The sequence below is a fragment of the Amycolatopsis sp. cmx-4-61 genome (assembly GCF_046548775.1).
Taxonomy (GTDB): domain Bacteria; phylum Actinomycetota; class Actinomycetes; order Mycobacteriales; family Pseudonocardiaceae; genus Amycolatopsis.
In genome coordinates this window covers 12,218-27,412 of sequence record NZ_JAEBEI010000006.1, presented here as the reverse complement: position 1 = coordinate 27,412, position 15,195 = coordinate 12,218, and the positions used below count along the sequence as shown (strand labels likewise).

At 73.8% G+C, this 15,195-nt stretch carries 11 protein-coding genes; 8 read left to right on the top strand and 3 right to left on the bottom strand.

Annotated features, from left to right (window positions below; translation table 11 throughout):
- From nirB to ACLJOU_RS19025, 4 genes are all read left to right on the top strand, one after another.
- Positions 1–2,523, top strand: coding sequence for a nitrite reductase large subunit NirB (gene nirB / locus ACLJOU_RS19040; RefSeq protein ID WP_410568985.1), 2,523 nt, complete (start codon positions 1–3; stop codon positions 2,521–2,523).
- A complete protein-coding gene (gene nirD, locus ACLJOU_RS19035) occupies positions 2,520–2,864 on the top strand; it encodes a nitrite reductase small subunit NirD (protein WP_410568984.1) in 345 nt (114 codons plus the stop codon). The genes nirB and nirD overlap by 4 nt, the downstream gene beginning before the upstream one ends.
- Positions 2,861–3,964 (top strand): uroporphyrinogen-III synthase, encoded by a 1,104-nt coding sequence (locus ACLJOU_RS19030; RefSeq protein WP_410568983.1) that lies wholly within the window; start codon positions 2,861–2,863, stop codon positions 3,962–3,964. Before nirD ends, ACLJOU_RS19030 begins: the two co-directional genes overlap by 4 nt.
- A gap of 89 nt (positions 3,965–4,053) precedes the next feature.
- A complete protein-coding gene (locus ACLJOU_RS19025; protein WP_410568982.1) occupies positions 4,054–4,716 on the top strand; it encodes a DUF4097 family beta strand repeat-containing protein in 663 nt (220 codons plus the stop codon).
- Positions 4,717–4,883: 167 nt separating this feature from the next.
- Here the strand turns inward: ACLJOU_RS19025 and ACLJOU_RS19020 are convergent, their stop codons facing one another.
- Both ACLJOU_RS19020 and ACLJOU_RS19015 read right to left on the bottom strand, forming a co-directional pair.
- Positions 4,884–5,987 (bottom strand): DNA glycosylase AlkZ-like family protein, encoded by a 1,104-nt coding sequence (locus ACLJOU_RS19020; RefSeq protein ID WP_410568981.1) that lies wholly within the window; start codon positions 5,985–5,987, stop codon positions 4,884–4,886.
- 9 nt (positions 5,988–5,996) lie between these two features.
- Positions 5,997–6,392 (bottom strand): DUF3224 domain-containing protein, encoded by a 396-nt coding sequence (locus ACLJOU_RS19015; RefSeq protein WP_410568980.1) that lies wholly within the window; start codon positions 6,390–6,392, stop codon positions 5,997–5,999.
- A gap of 62 nt (positions 6,393–6,454) precedes the next feature.
- Between ACLJOU_RS19015 and ACLJOU_RS19010 the strand changes: the two genes are divergently transcribed.
- Positions 6,455–7,423: a helix-turn-helix transcriptional regulator gene (locus tag ACLJOU_RS19010; RefSeq protein ID WP_410568979.1), complete on the top strand. Its 969-nt coding sequence runs from the start codon at positions 6,455–6,457 to the stop codon at positions 7,421–7,423.
- The gene (locus tag ACLJOU_RS19005) at positions 7,416–8,225 is read left to right on the top strand and encodes a uroporphyrinogen-III synthase (protein WP_410568978.1); all 810 of its coding nucleotides are present in this window, start codon (positions 7,416–7,418) and stop codon (positions 8,223–8,225) included. Before ACLJOU_RS19010 ends, ACLJOU_RS19005 begins: the two co-directional genes overlap by 8 nt.
- Here the strand turns inward: ACLJOU_RS19005 and ACLJOU_RS19000 are convergent.
- Positions 8,222–8,539 carry an MGMT family protein gene (locus ACLJOU_RS19000; protein WP_410568977.1) on the bottom strand — a complete coding sequence of 106 codons (318 nt, stop codon included), beginning with the start codon at positions 8,537–8,539 and terminating at the stop codon, positions 8,222–8,224. The genes ACLJOU_RS19005 and ACLJOU_RS19000 overlap by 4 nt on opposite strands.
- Before the next feature lie 177 nt (positions 8,540–8,716).
- Here ACLJOU_RS19000 and ACLJOU_RS18995 point away from each other — a divergent pair, with 177 nt between their 5' ends.
- Together ACLJOU_RS18995 and ACLJOU_RS18990 are read left to right on the top strand one after the other, a co-directional pair.
- The gene (locus tag ACLJOU_RS18995) at positions 8,717–11,890 is read left to right on the top strand and encodes an ATP-dependent helicase (RefSeq protein ID WP_410569319.1); all 3,174 of its coding nucleotides are present in this window, start codon (positions 8,717–8,719) and stop codon (positions 11,888–11,890) included.
- 40 nt (positions 11,891–11,930) lie between these two features.
- Positions 11,931–15,167 carry an ATP-dependent helicase gene (locus ACLJOU_RS18990; RefSeq protein ID WP_410568976.1) on the top strand — a complete coding sequence of 1,079 codons (3,237 nt, stop codon included), beginning with the start codon at positions 11,931–11,933 and terminating at the stop codon, positions 15,165–15,167.
- Positions 15,168–15,195 lie beyond the last annotated feature (28 nt).

The window sequence follows — 15,195 nt, the reverse complement described above, 5'->3', positions numbered from 1 at the left end:
ATGCCCACCTTGGTCGTCGCCGGACACGGCATGGTCGCCCACCGGCTCGTGGAGGCGGTGCGCGCGGAAGACCCGTCGGGGAACTGGCACATCGTCGTCCTGTCCGAGGAGCCGCGCCCGGCGTACGACCGGGTGGCGCTCACGTCCTACGTGGACACCTGGGACCCGGCCACACTGGCCCTGCCCGGCTCGGACTACGCGGGCGACTCCTCCGTGGATCTCCGGCTCGGCGAGCTGGCGGTGTCGGTGGACCGGGACGCGAAGACGGTCACCACGGCGTCCGGAGATGTCGTTTCCTACGACGCACTGGTGCTGGCCACCGGCTCGCGGCCGTTCGTGCCGCCGGTGCCCGGGCACGACCTGGACGGCTGTTTCGTCTACCGGACCATCGAGGACCTGGACGCGATCCGCGCGGCCGCGCTCGACAAGCCGGGCCGGGGACGGCGCTCGGCCGTCGTCATCGGCGGTGGCCTGCTCGGGCTGGAGGCCGCGAAGGCGCTGCGGGACATGGGCCTGTCCCCGCACGTCGTCGAGATGGCGCCGCGGCTGATGCCGCTGCAGGTCGACGAGGGCGGCGGCTCGCTGCTGCGGCGCCTGATCACCAACCTCGACGTCACCGTCCACACGGGAACGTCGACCGACGCCATCGAGGCCGACGGCTCCCGGCTGCTGGCCAAGCTGGGCAACGGCACCGAACTGGACGTCGACCTCGTCGTGTTCTCCGCCGGTGTCCGGCCGCGCGACGACCTCGCCCGGCAGTCCGGCCTGGAGCTCGGCCCGCGCGGCGGTGTCCTCACCGACAGCTCGTGCCGCACCAGCGACCCGGCGATCTACGCGATCGGCGAGTGCGCCGCGGTCGAGGGCAAGGTGTACGGGATCGTGGCGCCCGGGTACGCGATGGCGGAGATCGTCGCCGCGCAGCTCACCGGCGGGGGCGGGACGTTCCCCGAACCGGACACGTCCACCAAGCTGAAGCTGATGGGCGTCGACGTCGCCTCCTTCGGGGACGCCCACGCCCGGACCGAGGGCGCCCTCGAGGTCGCCGTCAACGACGCCGTGGCCGGGACGTACAAGAAGCTCGTCGTCACCGACGACGGCAAGACGCTGCTCGGCGGCGTGCTAGTCGGCGACGCCACGGAGTACAACACCCTGCGTGCGCTGGTCGGGCGGCCGCTGCCGGCCGAGCCGGGCGCGATCCTCGCCCCGGCGGGCGGCGGCGCCGCGGTCGGCGTCGACGCGCTGCCCGACGCGGCGCAGATCTGCTCGTGCAACGCCGTCTCGAAGGGCGCGATCACCCAGGCCATCCACGAGGACGGCTGTGACACGGTCCCGAAGCTGAAGGCGTGCACCCGGGCGGGTACGGCCTGCGGTTCGTGCGTCCCGCTGCTCGGCAAGCTGCTCAGCGCCGCCGGCGTCGAACAGTCGAAGGCCGTCTGCGAGCACTTCCCGCAGTCGCGCGCGGAGCTGTTCGAGATCGTCCAGGCCACCCGGATCACGACGTTCAGCGAGCTGATCGCCCGCTACGGCTCGGGCAGCGGCTGCGCCATCTGCAAGCCGGCGGTGGCGTCCATCCTGGCCACCCTCGGCAACGGGCACGTGCTCGGCGGCGAGCAGATGACGCTGCAGGACACCAACGACCGGTACCTCGCGAACCTGCAGCGCAACGGCACGTACTCGGTGGTCCCGCGGATCCCCGGCGGCGAGATCACGCCCGACAAGCTGATCGTGATCGGCGAGGTGGCGCGCGACTTCGGGCTGTACACCAAGATCACCGGCGGCCAGCGGATCGACCTGTTCGGGGCCACGGTGGACCAGCTGCCGCTGATCTGGCGGCGGCTCGTCGACGCGGGCTTCGAGTCCGGGCACGCCTACGGCAAGGCGCTGCGGACGGTCAAGTCGTGCGTCGGCTCGACGTGGTGCCGCTACGGCGTCCAGGACAGCGTCGGGCTGGCGATCGAGCTGGAGCTGCGCTACCGCGGCCTGCGCTCGCCGCACAAGCTCAAGTCGGCGGTGTCCGGGTGCGCCCGCGAGTGCGCCGAGGCGCGGAGCAAGGACTTCGGCATCATCGCCACGGAGAACGGCTGGAACCTCTACGTCGGCGGCAACGGCGGCACCACCCCGCGGCACGCCGACCTACTGGTGTCCGACGTGGACAGCGAGACGCTGATCCGGACCATCGACCGGTTCCTGATGTTCTACGTGCGCACCGCCGACCGGCTGCAGCGGACCGCGCCGTGGATCGAGGAGATGGACGGCGGGCTCGACCACCTGCGCGCGGTGATCGTCGACGACTCCCTCGGCATCTGCGAGGACCTCGACGCGGCGATGGCCAAGCACGTCGACAACTACGCCGACGAGTGGAAGGGCGTCCTGGAGGACCCGGAGAAGCTGGCCCGGTTCACCTCCTTCGTCAACGCGCCGGGCACGCCCGACCCGGCGATCTCCTTCCGCTCGGAGCGGGAACAGAAAGTGCCCGTGATGCTCGGCGTGCCGGGCTTTTCGAACAGCGAGGTGCGGCGATGACTACTTCGATCCAGCGGACCTGGACGGCGGTCTGCCCCGTCGGCGCGGTGCCCGAGCACGCCGGGGTGGCGGCGCTGCTCGACGGCGGCGTGCAGGTGGCGATCTTCCGGCTGCCCGGCGACCGGCTGTACGCACTGTCCAACTGGGACCCGTGCAGCGGCGCGGCGGTGCTTTCGCGCGGCATCGTCGGTGACGCGGACGGCGTGCCGGTGGTCGCCTCGCCGGTCTACAAGGAACGGTTCGTCCTCGAGACCGGGCGGTGCCTGGACGCCCCGGACGTTTCGGTGCCGGTGTACGAGGTGCGCGTGCGGGAAGGCGTCGTCGAAGTGGAGAGCGCGTGAGCGATGTGCTCCCGCTGGCCGGTTTCGTCATCGGCATCACCGCGGCGCGCCGGGCCGACGAGCTCGGCGCGCTGCTGGTGCGCAAGGGGGCGAGCGTCCGCTACGGCCCGGCGATCCGGATCGTGCCGCTGACGGACGACACCGAGCTGCGCGCGGCGACCACCGCGTTGCTTTCCGCGCCGGTGGACGTGGTCGTCGCGACCACCGGCATCGGTTTCCGCGGCTGGCTGGAGGCGGCCGAGGGCTGGGGACTGGGGGATCCGCTTTTGGCGCGGCTCTCGTCGGCGTCGTTGCTGGCCCGGGGGCCGAAGGTGACCGGGGCCCTGCGGGCGGCCGGGCTCTCGGAGTCGTACTCGCCGGCGTCGGAGAGCAACGCCGAGCTGCTGCAGCACCTGCTCTCGTCGGGGGTCGACGGGCTGCGGATCGCGGTCCAGCTGCACGGCGAGCCGCTGCCGTACTTCGTGGACACGCTGCGCGCGTCCGGCGCGGAGGTGATCGAGATCCCGGTGTACCGCTGGGTCGGCCCCGCCGACCCCGGCCCGGTGGACCGGCTCCTGGACGGCGTCCTGGACGGCTCGGTCCACGCCCTGCCGTTCACGAGCGCCCCGGCGGCGGCGTCGCTCATCGCCCTGGCCCGGCGCACGGGCCGGCTGCCGGGGCTCGTCACGGCGCTGTCCGGCCCGGTGGTGGCGGCCTGCGTCGGACCCATAACGGCTGGACCGTTGGCGGCGCTCGGGGTGCCGACGGTCCAGCCGCACCGCGCGCGCATCGGCGCGCTGGCCCGCACGGTGGCGGAAACCCTCGTGGATCGCTCCCCGCGGCTGCGGGCGGGCGGGCATTCGATCGAGCTCCGCGGCCAGGCGGCCATCGTGGACGGCGAGTGGCGTGAGGTGGCCCCGGCGCCGATGGCGTTGCTGCGGGCGTTGGCGGCGTCACCGGGCCGGGTGGTGTCGCGGCGCGAGCTGATCTCGGCGTTGCCGGGAGGCGGCGAGGAGCACGCGGTGGAGACGGCGATCGGGCGGCTGCGGACCTCCCTCGGGGGCGGGAAGGTCGTCCAGACGGTGGTGAAGCGCGGGTACCGGCTGGCGGTGGACGCCTGAGGGTGTCAGCGGCCGTGTCAGCGCGGTGGCCTCCCGGTGTCAGCGGGCCCGGCGAAGGTGGCTTCACACCAGCTACCGAGGAGATCCCGATGCAGAACTTCACCACCCCCGCCCCGATCGCCACCGTCCTCTCGATCCCCGCCGGGCAGGTCCGGTTCGCCGCCTCTCCCCGCTCGGACACGGTGGTCGAGGTGCTTCCCGCCGACCCGGCGAAGAGCCGCGACGTGAAGGCGGCTTCGCAGGCCGAGGTGTCCTTCGCCGACGGCGTCCTGCGGATTTCGATCGCGGCGAAGAACCAGTACTTCGGCCCGTCCGGGGCCGTGGACGTGACGGTCTTGCTGCCCGCCGGGTCTTCGGTCGAGGCGGAGGCGGCCAGCGTCTCGCTGCGAGGGGTCGGCCGCCTCGGCGACGTGGCGATCTCGGGAGCGCACGGCGAGGTGGTCTTCGACGAGGCGGCGAGCGTGCGGTTGACGGCCCACGCGGGCGACGTCTCGGTGGGCCGCCTGACGGGCCCGGCGGAGATCACCACGGGCAAGGGCGACATCCGCATCACCGAGGCGTCGAGCGGCGACCTGGTGCTGAGCACCCAGGCGGGCAACATCACGGTCGGCGCGGCGGCGGGGGTGTCCGCATCGCTGGACGCGGGGACGACGTACGGCCGGGTCCACAACGCGCTGCGGAACGAGGGGACGGTGGGGTTGGCGATCCGCGCGACCACGTCCTACGGCGACATCGAGGCTCGCAGCCTGTGAGGCCGGTCCCGAGCGCCCCAATGTGGCCTTCGGTGCGTGAGACGCACCGAAGGCCGCCTTGGGTGCGTGAGACGCAACCAAGGCCGCCTTGGGGCGCTTCGGGAAATCCGGAATTGTCGGTGGCTTCCGGTAGCGTGGAAAACGGGGGGCGCCCCCGCGGGCCGGGGTCAGCCCACCCAGGTGACCGCGTGCTTTTCGAACCCGCGTGCCGCCGCCACCCGGGCCGCCTCGGCCTCTGCCTCCTCGCGGACCGCCGGGCGCAGCGGGTCGAACGCCGTCAGCGTCACCGTCAGCTTCGCGCCGGTGGCCTTCGTGCGCCACGTTCCCGCGATGTCGCCGTCCGCGAGCAGTACGCCCGGGTTGCCCAGCATCTTCCAGACCTCCTTGCGGCGCAACGGGTCCGGCACCAGCAGGGCCTTGTCGCGGGCCTGGATGAACGGGTCCAGCGGGGGCAGCAGCCGCACCACGTCCGGCTCCGGGGGATTCTCCAACGCCGGCAGCCGGTCCGCGGGCAGGTACCGCTTCTTGCCCTCGACCTGCACTGGCGCCAGGTCCGCCGGCCACGTCCGGTCGACCACCGCCCGGGCCGTGCCCGCGAACTCCGCCGCCTCGCCGGGAGCGGCCGGGCCGTTGAGCCGCAGGTAGCCCTCGATCACCGCCGTCGCCGCGGCCGGGTCCGGTGTCTTGCGCAGCCGGCCGCGGCCCTCCAGCGGGGCCAGTGTCGCCGGGGACGCCCCCGCCACCAGGCGGACGCCGCCGAGCGGGGCCGCGACGCGCATCAGCTGCTCCTGGATGTGGGTCGCGTTGCAGCCCCGGCACCACCGGGAGAACGCCGGTGGCAGGCGCTTGGTCACCGCCGTCGACACCGCGCCCTTCGTCATCGGTTTCGTGACGACCTCGCGCAGTGCGGCGGCCGCCGTGAACACCACTTCGGACGCGGCCAGCCCCGCCGCCGCCACTTCCTTGCGCTGCCAGAGCATCCGGGCCAGCGCGTCCGCGTCGTCGAGCGGGATCAGCGCCCGGATCGTCTCGGGCAGGTCCGCGCGCAGGTGGTAGTGCGGCGCCCCGCGCAGCGTCCAGGCCAGGACGAGCCGCTCGTCGTCCTCGGGGGACACCGGGCCGTCGAGCCGGGCGGCGAGGGCGAGCCGCGCGGTGTCGCGCATGCTGTCCTGCAGCCCGGCCCGGACCACGGCGAGGTCGGCGACGTCCCGCGCCGAGCGGTGCAGGCCGTGCTCGGCGATGCGGTAGGCGAGTACCTGACGGCGGTCCACTTGCTGCTCCTAGAACGCGTACTCGAAGGTGTAGGCGACCTTGTCCTCGCCGAGGGCGCCCCCGGCGGTGCCGCTGCCGGTCAGCCCGGCCAGCTCGCCCGTCCCCGAGCCGGGGACGACGGTGAACGTCGACGCGATGCCCTTGGCGTCGAACGTGTACTCGTGGCGCACGACGAACGTCCCTTCGCGACCGTCGACCTTGCCCTCGAAGCGCTCGAAGCACGGCGACGTCGTCTCGCCGCTTTCGTAGCCTTCGCCCGCGTAGTACAGCAGAAGATCGCAGACCGACTCGCCTTCGAGGGCCCCTTCGTACGCGAAGGTGGCGTGCGCGTACGCCACCCGCGGCCCGCTTTCGGTGCCGCTGACGATCTTCTCTTCCCAGCTCTTCGTGGTGAATCCGTTCATGAGGGTCACTCTGCCGGGCAAACCTGTCAGCTCGTGTCAGGTATTTCTGCCAAAATCGGACCATGCGCGCGAGCCGGCTCCTCTCCGTCCTCCTGCTGCTGCAGAACCGCGGCCGGATGACGGCCGAGGAGCTGGCCGAAGAGCTCGAGGTGTCGGTCCGGACGGTCTACCGGGACATCGACGCGCTCTCGGCGTCCGGCGTCCCGGTGTACGCCGACCGCGGCCGGACCGGCGGCTACCGGCTGGTGGACGGCTACCGCACCCGGCTCACCGGGATGACCGAGGAAGAGGCCCAGTCGCTGTCGCTGGCCGGGCTGCCGGTGGCCGCCGCCGAACTCGGCCTCGGCACGGTGCTGGCGGCGGCGCAGCTCAAGCTGTACGCCGCGCTGCCGGCGGAGCTGCGCGACCGCGCCGGGCGCGTCGCCGAGCGGTTCTACCTGGACGTCCCCGGCTGGCACCGGGGCATCGAAAGCCTGCCGACGTTGTCCGCGATCGCCGACGCCGTGTGGTCGTCGCACCGGATCCGGATCCGCTACGAACGGTGGGGGCAGCGGGTCGTCGAGCGGGAACTGGAGCCGCTGGGGCTGATCCTCAAGGCGGGCAACTGGTACCTCGCGGGCCGCTGCGACGGCACCGACCGGACGTACCGGGTTTCGCGGGTGCTGGAGCTGACCGACCTCGGCGAGGTGTTCGAGCGCCCGGCCGGGTTCGACCTCGCGCGGTACTGGCAGGAGTGGTCGGAGCAGTTCGAACGCCGGATGTACCCGCGGGTGGCGGTGGTGCGGCTTTCGCCGCGGGCGCAGGCTCTCGTACCGTTCTACGCAGGTTCCGTCGGCGCCCGCGCGTTGCGCAACTGCCCGAACGAGCCCGACGCGGACGGCTGGCTCACCGTGGAGCTGCCGGTGGAGCCGGGCGAACCGGCCATCGGCGAGCTGCTGCGCTTCGGGCCGCACCTGGAGGTCCTCGAACCCGCGGACCTGCGGGCGGAACTGGCGGCGGCGATCGAGGAGATGGGCGCGTTCTATGGGTGAACTGAGCGGTGTCGCCATCGGCGTCACGGCCGAACGGCGGGCCGGCGAATTCATCGCGGCCCTCGAACGCGCCGGCGCCGAGGTCCGGCACGCGCCGACGATCACGATCGTGCCACTGGCCTCGGACCCTGCGCTGCGCGCGGGCACCGAAGCGGTGTTGGCGGAGCCGGTCGGCTTCACGGTCGTCACGACGGGAGCGGGCTTCCGCGGCTGGCTCGAGGCGGCCGGGGGCTGGGGCCTGCGCGACCGGCTCGTGACGGCGCTGGGGCAGTCCCGGATCTACGCCCGCGGCCCGAAGGCGGTCGGCGCGGTCCGGGGAGCGGGCCTGCGCGAGGCCTTTTCGGCCGCGTCGGAGAGCAACGCGGAACTGTTCGCGGCGCTGGCGGCGGCCGGGGTGGGCGGCGAGCGGGTGGCCGTCCAGCTGCACGGGACGCGGCTGCCGGAACTCACGGATCCGCTGGTGCAGGCGGGGGCGTCCCTGGTCGAGGTGCAGCCGTACCGCTGGCACTCCCCGCCGGACGTGACGCCGGTGCACGACCTGATCGACGCGATCCTGGCGGGCGAGCTGGACGCACTGGCCTTCACGAGCGCCCCGGCCGCGGCGAACTTCCTCGCCTTGGCCCGGTCATCGGGCCGGTTCGCCGAGCTCTTGGCCGCCTTGCGGGACCGGCTGGTGGTGGCGTGCGTCGGCCCGGTGACGGCCGCGCCGCTGGAGGAAGCGGGCATCGAGACGCTGCAGCCGGACCGCCAGCGCCTGGGCGCGCTGGTGAAGCTGCTGGTCACGAAGCTGGGCAAGCCCTAGAACAACCCTTCGGGTTCCTCCTCCCCCTCCGGCCGCCACCGGTACTTCCGCAGGTCGACGCGCTGGCCATCGGCCAACACGCCCTCTGCGCGCAGCCGCTCCAGCTGGTCGTGGGCCAGGTGGGGCGCCGGGGTGCCGTTCGCGCGCAGGATGCGGTGCCACGGCAGGTCGTGCCCGTCCTCGGCGAGGATCGCGCCCACCATCCGGGGGGAGGGCGCCCCGGAGAGGGCCGCGATGTCGCCGTACGTCGCCACCGTGCCGGGCGGGACCGACTCGATGATTTCCCGCACGCGCTCGTGCAGAACGTCGTCCATGCCCCTACTGTGCCGCACCCCACCGAGCCGCACCCCACCGACACTTTCCGCAGCCGTCCGCCGCACCGAGGGCGTGCTTCGCCGTTGTCAAGCGTGCCGGTGCACCACCCGGGGGACCGGTCGTGATTCCATCGCGGGGTGAACGGGAGGCGAACGGCGCAGGCGGACGCGCGGCTGGTGCGCACGCCGAACACCGCCACACCCTCGTTCACCTGGGACGAAGGGGCCCGCCGCGTGCTCTCCGCACCCGGGGGGTTCCTCCGCGTGCTCGGCGGCCCCGGCACCGGCAAGACCGCGCTGCTGGCCTCGGCCGCCACGCGCCGCATCGCCGAGGGCGCCGACCCGGAGAGCGTGCTCGTGCTCACCACCTCGCGCCGGTCCGCCGACGCCCTGCGTGCCGACATCACGCGGCGGCTCACCGCGGACCCCGACCTCGAGCGGCCGCTGCCCCGGACCGTCCGCGAGCCGCTCGTCCGGACCGTGCACTCCTACGCCTACTCGCTGCTGCGGCTGGAGGCGATGGCCGAAGAGCTCCCGCCGCCGCGGCTGCTCGCCGGCGCCGAACAGGACGTCGTCGTCCGCGAACTCCTGGCCGGTGACCTCGACGAAGGCGCCGAACACTGGCCGGAGCAGCTGCGGCCCGCCCTGGTGGTGCCCGGGTTCGCCGAGGAGCTGCGTGACCTGCTGATGCGCGCCGCCGAGCGCGGGCTCGGGCCGGGGGACCTCGCCGAGCTGGGCCGCCGCCGCGGGCGCGAAGAGTGGATCGCCGCCGGGCAGTTCTGGGCCCAGTACGAGGAGGTCACGCAGCTGCAGGGCGCCGGCGGCAACGCCCTCGGCGTGGCGAGCGCCCCCGCGCTGGACGCCGCCGAGCTGGTCACCTCCGCGCTGCTCGCCCTGGAGGACGACGAAGAGCTGCGCGACCGCGAGCGCACCCGCGTCCGGCACCTGTTCGTCGACGACGCCCACCACCTCGACCCACTGCAGACCAGCCTGGTCCGGATGATCGGGCACACCGCCGCCGAGTTCGTCGTGGCCGGCGACCCCGACCAGAACGTGTTCTCCTTCCGGGGCGCCGACGCGCGCCTGTTCGCCGACGCCGACCCGGACGGCAGCCGGACCGTCACGCTCACCACGGCCCACCGGCTCGCCCCGGCCGTGCGGCTCGCCGTGGCCAAGATCGGCGCGACGCTGCCCGGCGCGTCACCGCACCGCAAGATCGTCCCGCCCGCCGGAGCGACGGGCGGCAACGTCCGCGTCCGCGTGATGCCGACCCCGGCCGCCGAGGCCAGCTGGATCGCCGACCAGCTCCGCCGCGCGCACCTCGTCGACGGCGTGCCGTGGTCGGAGATCGCGGTGCTCGTCCGCTCGCCCGCGCGGACCTTCCTGGTGCTGCAACGCGCGTTGCGCGCGGCCGGCGTCCCGATCGGCTCGGCGACCGAGGAGCTCCCGCTGGCCAAGCAGCCCGCGGTGCGGCCGCTGCTGGCCGTGCTGAAGCTCGCGCCGTCGCCCGAGCTGCTCGACGTCGACCTCGCCGAAATGCTGCTTTCGTCCTCGCTGGGCGGCGCCGATCCGCTGGCGCTGCGGCGGTTGCGGCGCGGCCTGCGCCGGCTCGAACTGGCCGGCGGCGGCCAGCGGTCGAGCGACGAGCTGCTGGTGGAAGCGTTGCGCGGCGGGGACATCCTCGCCGGGCTGGCCGACGCCGAAGCCGAACCGGTGCGGCGCGTCGGCGGGCTGCTGCGCGTCACGCACCAGGCGGTGGCGCGCGGCGAAGGTGTCGAGCAGGTGCTGTGGCAGCTGTGGCGGGAGAGCGGGCTGCAGGACAAGCTGCTGAAGCAGGTCGAACGCGGTGGATCGCTGGGCGCGCAGGCCGATCGCGACCTCGACGCCGTCGTCGCGCTGTTCGACGCCGCGGGCCGGTACGTCGACCGGCTGCCCCGCGCGAGCGTGGCTTCCTTCGCGGATTACCTGGGGGCGCAACGGATCGCGGGTGACACGCTGGCGCCGGCGGCCGTCCCGTCCGACGGCGTCTCGCTGCTGACCGCGCACGCCGCCGCCGGTCGCGAGTGGACGGTCGTCGCCGTCGCGGGCGTCCAGGAGGGCGCGTGGCCGGACCTGCGGCTGCGGGGATCCGTGCTGGGCGTGGAACGGCTCAAGGACCTGATGGCCGGGGTCGACGACGACGCCGTCTCCCAGACCGCGCCGATCCTCGCCGAGGAGCGGCGCCTGTTCTACCTCGCGATGAGCCGGGCGAGGCAGACGCTGCTGGTCACGGCGGTTTCGGGCGAGGATGAGCAGCCGTCCCGGTTCCTCGACGACCTGGAGGAGAACGGCGCCGACGACGGCGGCCTCGACTCGCGGATGAAGCCGCCGGGCCGGTCGCTGGTGCTCGCCGAGCTGGTGGGCGAGCTGCGTGAGGTCGTCTGCGACGACAAGGCGGACCCGGCGCGGCGGCGCCGGGCGGCGAAGCAGCTGGCCCGCCTGGCCGAGGCGAAGGTGCCGGGCGCGCACCCGTCGACGTGGTACGGCCTGCTCCCGGCGTCCAGCGACGAGCCGGTGCACCCGCCGGGCGACCTCATCCGGATTTCGCCGTCCACCGTGGAAATCCTGACGAAGTGCCCGCTGCGCTGGATGATCGAGCGCCACGGCGGCAGCGACCCGGCCCAGCTGGCGGCGGTCACCGGGACGCTGGTGCACGGGCTCGCGCAGGCGGTGGCGTCCGGCAGCACGGACGCCGAACTGCAGGCGGCGCTGGACGAGGCCTGGGTGCGCGTCGACGCGGGGGCGCCGTGGTTCTCGCGGCGGGAGCGCCGCCGCGTCGAGCAGATGCTGCGGAACTTCACGACGTGGCTGGAGCGGAGCCGGGCGGAGCTCAAGGAAGCGGGCGTCGAGCAGGACATCGAGGTCGAGCTGCCGGCCGGGAGCGACGACGAGGTCCGGGTGCTGCTGCGCGGGCGGGTCGACCGGGTGGAGCTCGATTCCGAGGGACGGCCGGTGATCGTCGACATCAAGACCGGCAAGGTCCCGGTGTCGGGGGCGGAGGCCGAGGCGCACCCGCAGCTGGCGGCGTACCAGCTGGCGGTGCTGCTGGGGGCGATCGAAGGCCGGACCGAGGCCGGCGGCGCGCGGCTGGTGTACGTGGCGAAGGCGAACACCAAGACGGGATCGACCGAGCGGTCGCAGCCGCCGATGGACGAGGTGGGCGGCAAGCAGTGGCTGGAGCTGGTCCAGAAGGCGGCGGCTTCGGCGGCCGGGCCGGACTACCAGGCGCAGGAGAACCCGGACTGCGACCGCTGCCCGGCGCGGGGGTGCTGCCCCCTGCGCCCCGAAGGCCGTCAGGTGCCGGGCCCATGACCCCCCTGCGCCGCGCCCAGAGCCGCGTCGGGGGGCGCGCGTGAGCCCGCTCGTCATCGCCAACCCGGTCGAGCCCGCCGAACTCGCCGACGCGCTCGGGCTGCACCGGCCCACGCCGGAGCAGGCCACCGTCATCGCCGCGCCCGTCGAGCCTTCGCTCGTCGTCGCCGGGGCCGGGGCGGGGAAGACCGAGACCATGGCCGCGCGGGTCGTCTGGCTCGTCGCCAACGGGATCGTCAGCCCCGACCGCGTCCTCGGCCTCACCTTCACCCGCAAAGCCGCGCGCCAGCTCGGCGAACGCGTCCGCGCCCGGCTCCGGCGCCTCGCCGGGTCCGGCCTCCTCGACCGCCTCGACCCGACCGGCGGCCTGCGGTCCACTGTGGTCGCCGGTGAGCCCACCGTCCTCACCTACCACGCCTACGCCGGGCGCCTGCTGTCCGAACACGGCCTGCGCCTGCCGGTCCAGCCCGGTGTCCGGCTGCTGTCCGAGACGTCGTCGTGGCAGATCGCCCACCGCGTGGTGTCCACATGGGACAACGAACTGGACACCGACCGCGTCCCGCCGACCGTGACGGCCGACCTCCTGGCGCTGGCCGGCGAGCTGGGCGAGCACCTCGTCTCGACCGAACAGCTCGCGGAGTACACGACCTGGCTGTGCCGGGTGATCGAGAACGCCCCGCGCGCCAAGGGACAGCGGGCCGCGCTGCCGCAGAAACTCACCGAAATCATGGCGGCGCAGCACTTCCGGCTCGCGCTGCTGCCGCTCGTCGACGACTACCACCGCCGCAAGCGCAACGAAGGCGCGCTGGACTTCGCCGACCAGATGTCCCTCGCCGCCCAGCTGGCCGGCGGGTACCCGTCCGTCGTGCGCGGCGAGCGGGAGCGCTACGGCGCCGTGCTGCTCGACGAGTACCAGGACACCGGGCACGCCCAGCGCGTGCTGCTGCGCGCGCTGTTCGGCGGCGTGGAGAACCCGCCGATGCCGGTCACCGCGGTCGGCGACCCCGCGCAGGCCATCTACGGCTGGCGCGGCGCCAGCGCGGCCAACCTGCCCCGGTTCACCACGGACTTCCCGCGCTTCGACGGCGAACGGCTCGTCCCCGCGCACGAATCCGGGCTGCTGACCAGTTTCCGCAACCCGCCGGAGATCCTGGACCTCGCGAACGCCATCGCCGAGCCGCTGCGCGCCCGCGGCCTCGGTGTCGAACGCCTGCGGGCGCGCGAAGGCGCCGGCTCCGCGGACATCGCGTGCGCGCTGCTGCCGGACATCCGTGCCGAGCGCGCGTGGGTTGCCGACGCCCTCGCCCGGCGCTGGTACGCCCACCAGGAACGGACGGGCAAGCCGCCGACCGCCGCGGTGCTCGTGCGGCGCCGCGCCGACATGGCCCCGATCGCCGCCGAACTGCGGGCGCGCGGGCTGCCGGTCGAGGTCGTCGGGCTCGGCGGCCTGCTCGACGAGCCCGAGGTCGCGGACCTCGTGTCGACGTTGAAGGTCCTGGCCGACCCGCTGTCCGGCAGCGCGGCGGCCCGGCTGCTGACCGGCGCCCGCTGGCGGCTCTCCGCTGCCGACGTCGCCGCGCTGTGGCGCCGCGCCGGGGAACTGTCCAGCCCGGAGAAGGCGGACGCGCCGGAGCTGGTCGTCGAGCGCGTCGAGCAGGCCGGGCTGATCGACGCCATCGACGAGCCCGGCACGCCGGAGTGGTACTCCGAGGAGGGGTACAAACGCATCCGGCGGATCGGCTGGGAACTGGCCGCCCTGCGGCGCCGGCTCGACCAGTCGCTGCCGGAGCTCGTCGCCGACGTCGAACGCACGATGCTGCTGGACGTCGAATCCCTGGCCCGGCCGGGTTCCGCGGGCCGGGCGCACCTGGACGCGTTCGCCGAAGTCGTCACCGACTACGCCGAAACGGCTCCCACGGCAACCCTGTTGTCCTTTGTGGACTACCTGAACACCGCCGCGCACGCCGAGGACGGGCTCACCCCGGGCGAGGTGGAGGTGGTCCCGGACCGGGTGCAGGTGCTGACCGTCCACTCGGCGAAGGGCCTCGAGTGGGAAGTCGTCGCGGTGCCGCACCTGGTGCACGAGGTGTTCCCCGGACGGCGGCGGTCGTCGTCGTGGCTCCGGACGGCGACTTCGCTGCCGGCCGTGTTGCGCGGTGACGCCGAGGACCTGCCGTCGCTGAACATCGCCGAGGGGTACGACCGCAAGGAGGTCCAAGAAGGACTGGAGCTGCACGAAGCCGGGTTCGTCGAACGGGAACAGGCGGAGGAACGGCGGCTCTGCTACGTCGCGCTGACGCGGTCGGAGCACGCGCTGATCGTGTCCGGGCACTGGTGGAACGAAAGCAGCAGCCGGGCGAAGGGGCCGTCGGAGTTCCTCACCGAGATCGCCGGCGTCCTGCGCGAGAGCGGTGTCGGACAGCTCGCGGAGTGGGCGCCGGAGCCCACCGAGGACGACGAAAACCCGCTGGTCTCGGATTCGCGCGCGGCGCGCTGGCCGGTCGACCCGCTGGGCGACCGCCGGACCGGCGTGCAGACCGGCGTCGAGCTCGTGTCCGAGGCGCTGGCCACTTCGGATTCTCCGGAAGAAGAGGACGACGATCCCGACGGCTGGGTGACCGACACCGACGTCCTGCTGGAGGAGTGGGCGCGCAAGGACGACCGCGTGCACCGGGTCCCGCTGCCTTCGCGGCTTTCGGTGAGCCAGCTGGTCGCGCTGGCCGACGACGCCGCCCGGCTCGCCGGCGACCTGCGCCGCCCGCTCCCGGTGGAGCCCAACAGCTTCGCCCGCCGCGGCACCGAGTTCCACGGCTGGCTGGAGCGCCGGTTCGCGGGCGACCAGCTGATCGAGATCGACGACCTCCCGGGCGCGGCCGACTTCGGCGAGGCCCCCGACGCGGACTTCGAGGAGCTGCAGACGGAGTTCGAGAAGAGCGAGTGGGCCACGCGCGTCCCGGTGGCGGTGGAGGTGACGTTCTCGGCGGACGTCGAGGGCATCACGTTGCGCGGCCGCATGGACGCCGTCTTCGCCGACCCCGACGGCGGCTGGACGGTGGTGGACTGGAAGACGGGCGCGGTCCCGCCGGAGTCGCGCATCCCGGCGTTGTCGGTCCAGCTGGCGGCGTACCGGATGGCGTGGGCGGCGCTGAAGAACGTCCCGGTGGAGCAGGTCCGGGCGGCGTTCCACTACGTCCGCGCGAACCGGACGGTCCGGCCGGCGGACCTCCTGGACCCGGAAGCCCTCCGCCGCCTGCTGCGAGACATCCCCGAGGCGTGATCGAAGGGTCGGCACGCGTGATCGGGAA

Excerpts from the sequence above, each read along its gene's own strand:
- nirB (WP_410568985.1), top strand. The coding sequence starts at position 1 with ATGCCCACCTTGGTCGTCGCCGGACACGGCATGGTCGCCCACCGGCTC.
- nirD (WP_410568984.1), top strand. The coding sequence starts at position 2,520 with ATGACTACTTCGATCCAGCGGACCTGGACGGCGGTCTGCCCCGTCGGC.
- ACLJOU_RS19025 (WP_410568982.1), top strand. The coding sequence starts at position 4,054 with ATGCAGAACTTCACCACCCCCGCCCCGATCGCCACCGTCCTCTCGATC.
- ACLJOU_RS19015 (WP_410568980.1), bottom strand. The coding sequence starts at position 6,392 with ATGAACGGATTCACCACGAAGAGCTGGGAAGAGAAGATCGTCAGCGGC.
- ACLJOU_RS19010 (WP_410568979.1), top strand. The coding sequence starts at position 6,455 with ATGCGCGCGAGCCGGCTCCTCTCCGTCCTCCTGCTGCTGCAGAACCGC.
- ACLJOU_RS19005 (WP_410568978.1), top strand. The coding sequence starts at position 7,416 with ATGGGTGAACTGAGCGGTGTCGCCATCGGCGTCACGGCCGAACGGCGG.
- ACLJOU_RS19000 (WP_410568977.1), bottom strand. The coding sequence starts at position 8,539 with ATGGACGACGTTCTGCACGAGCGCGTGCGGGAAATCATCGAGTCGGTC.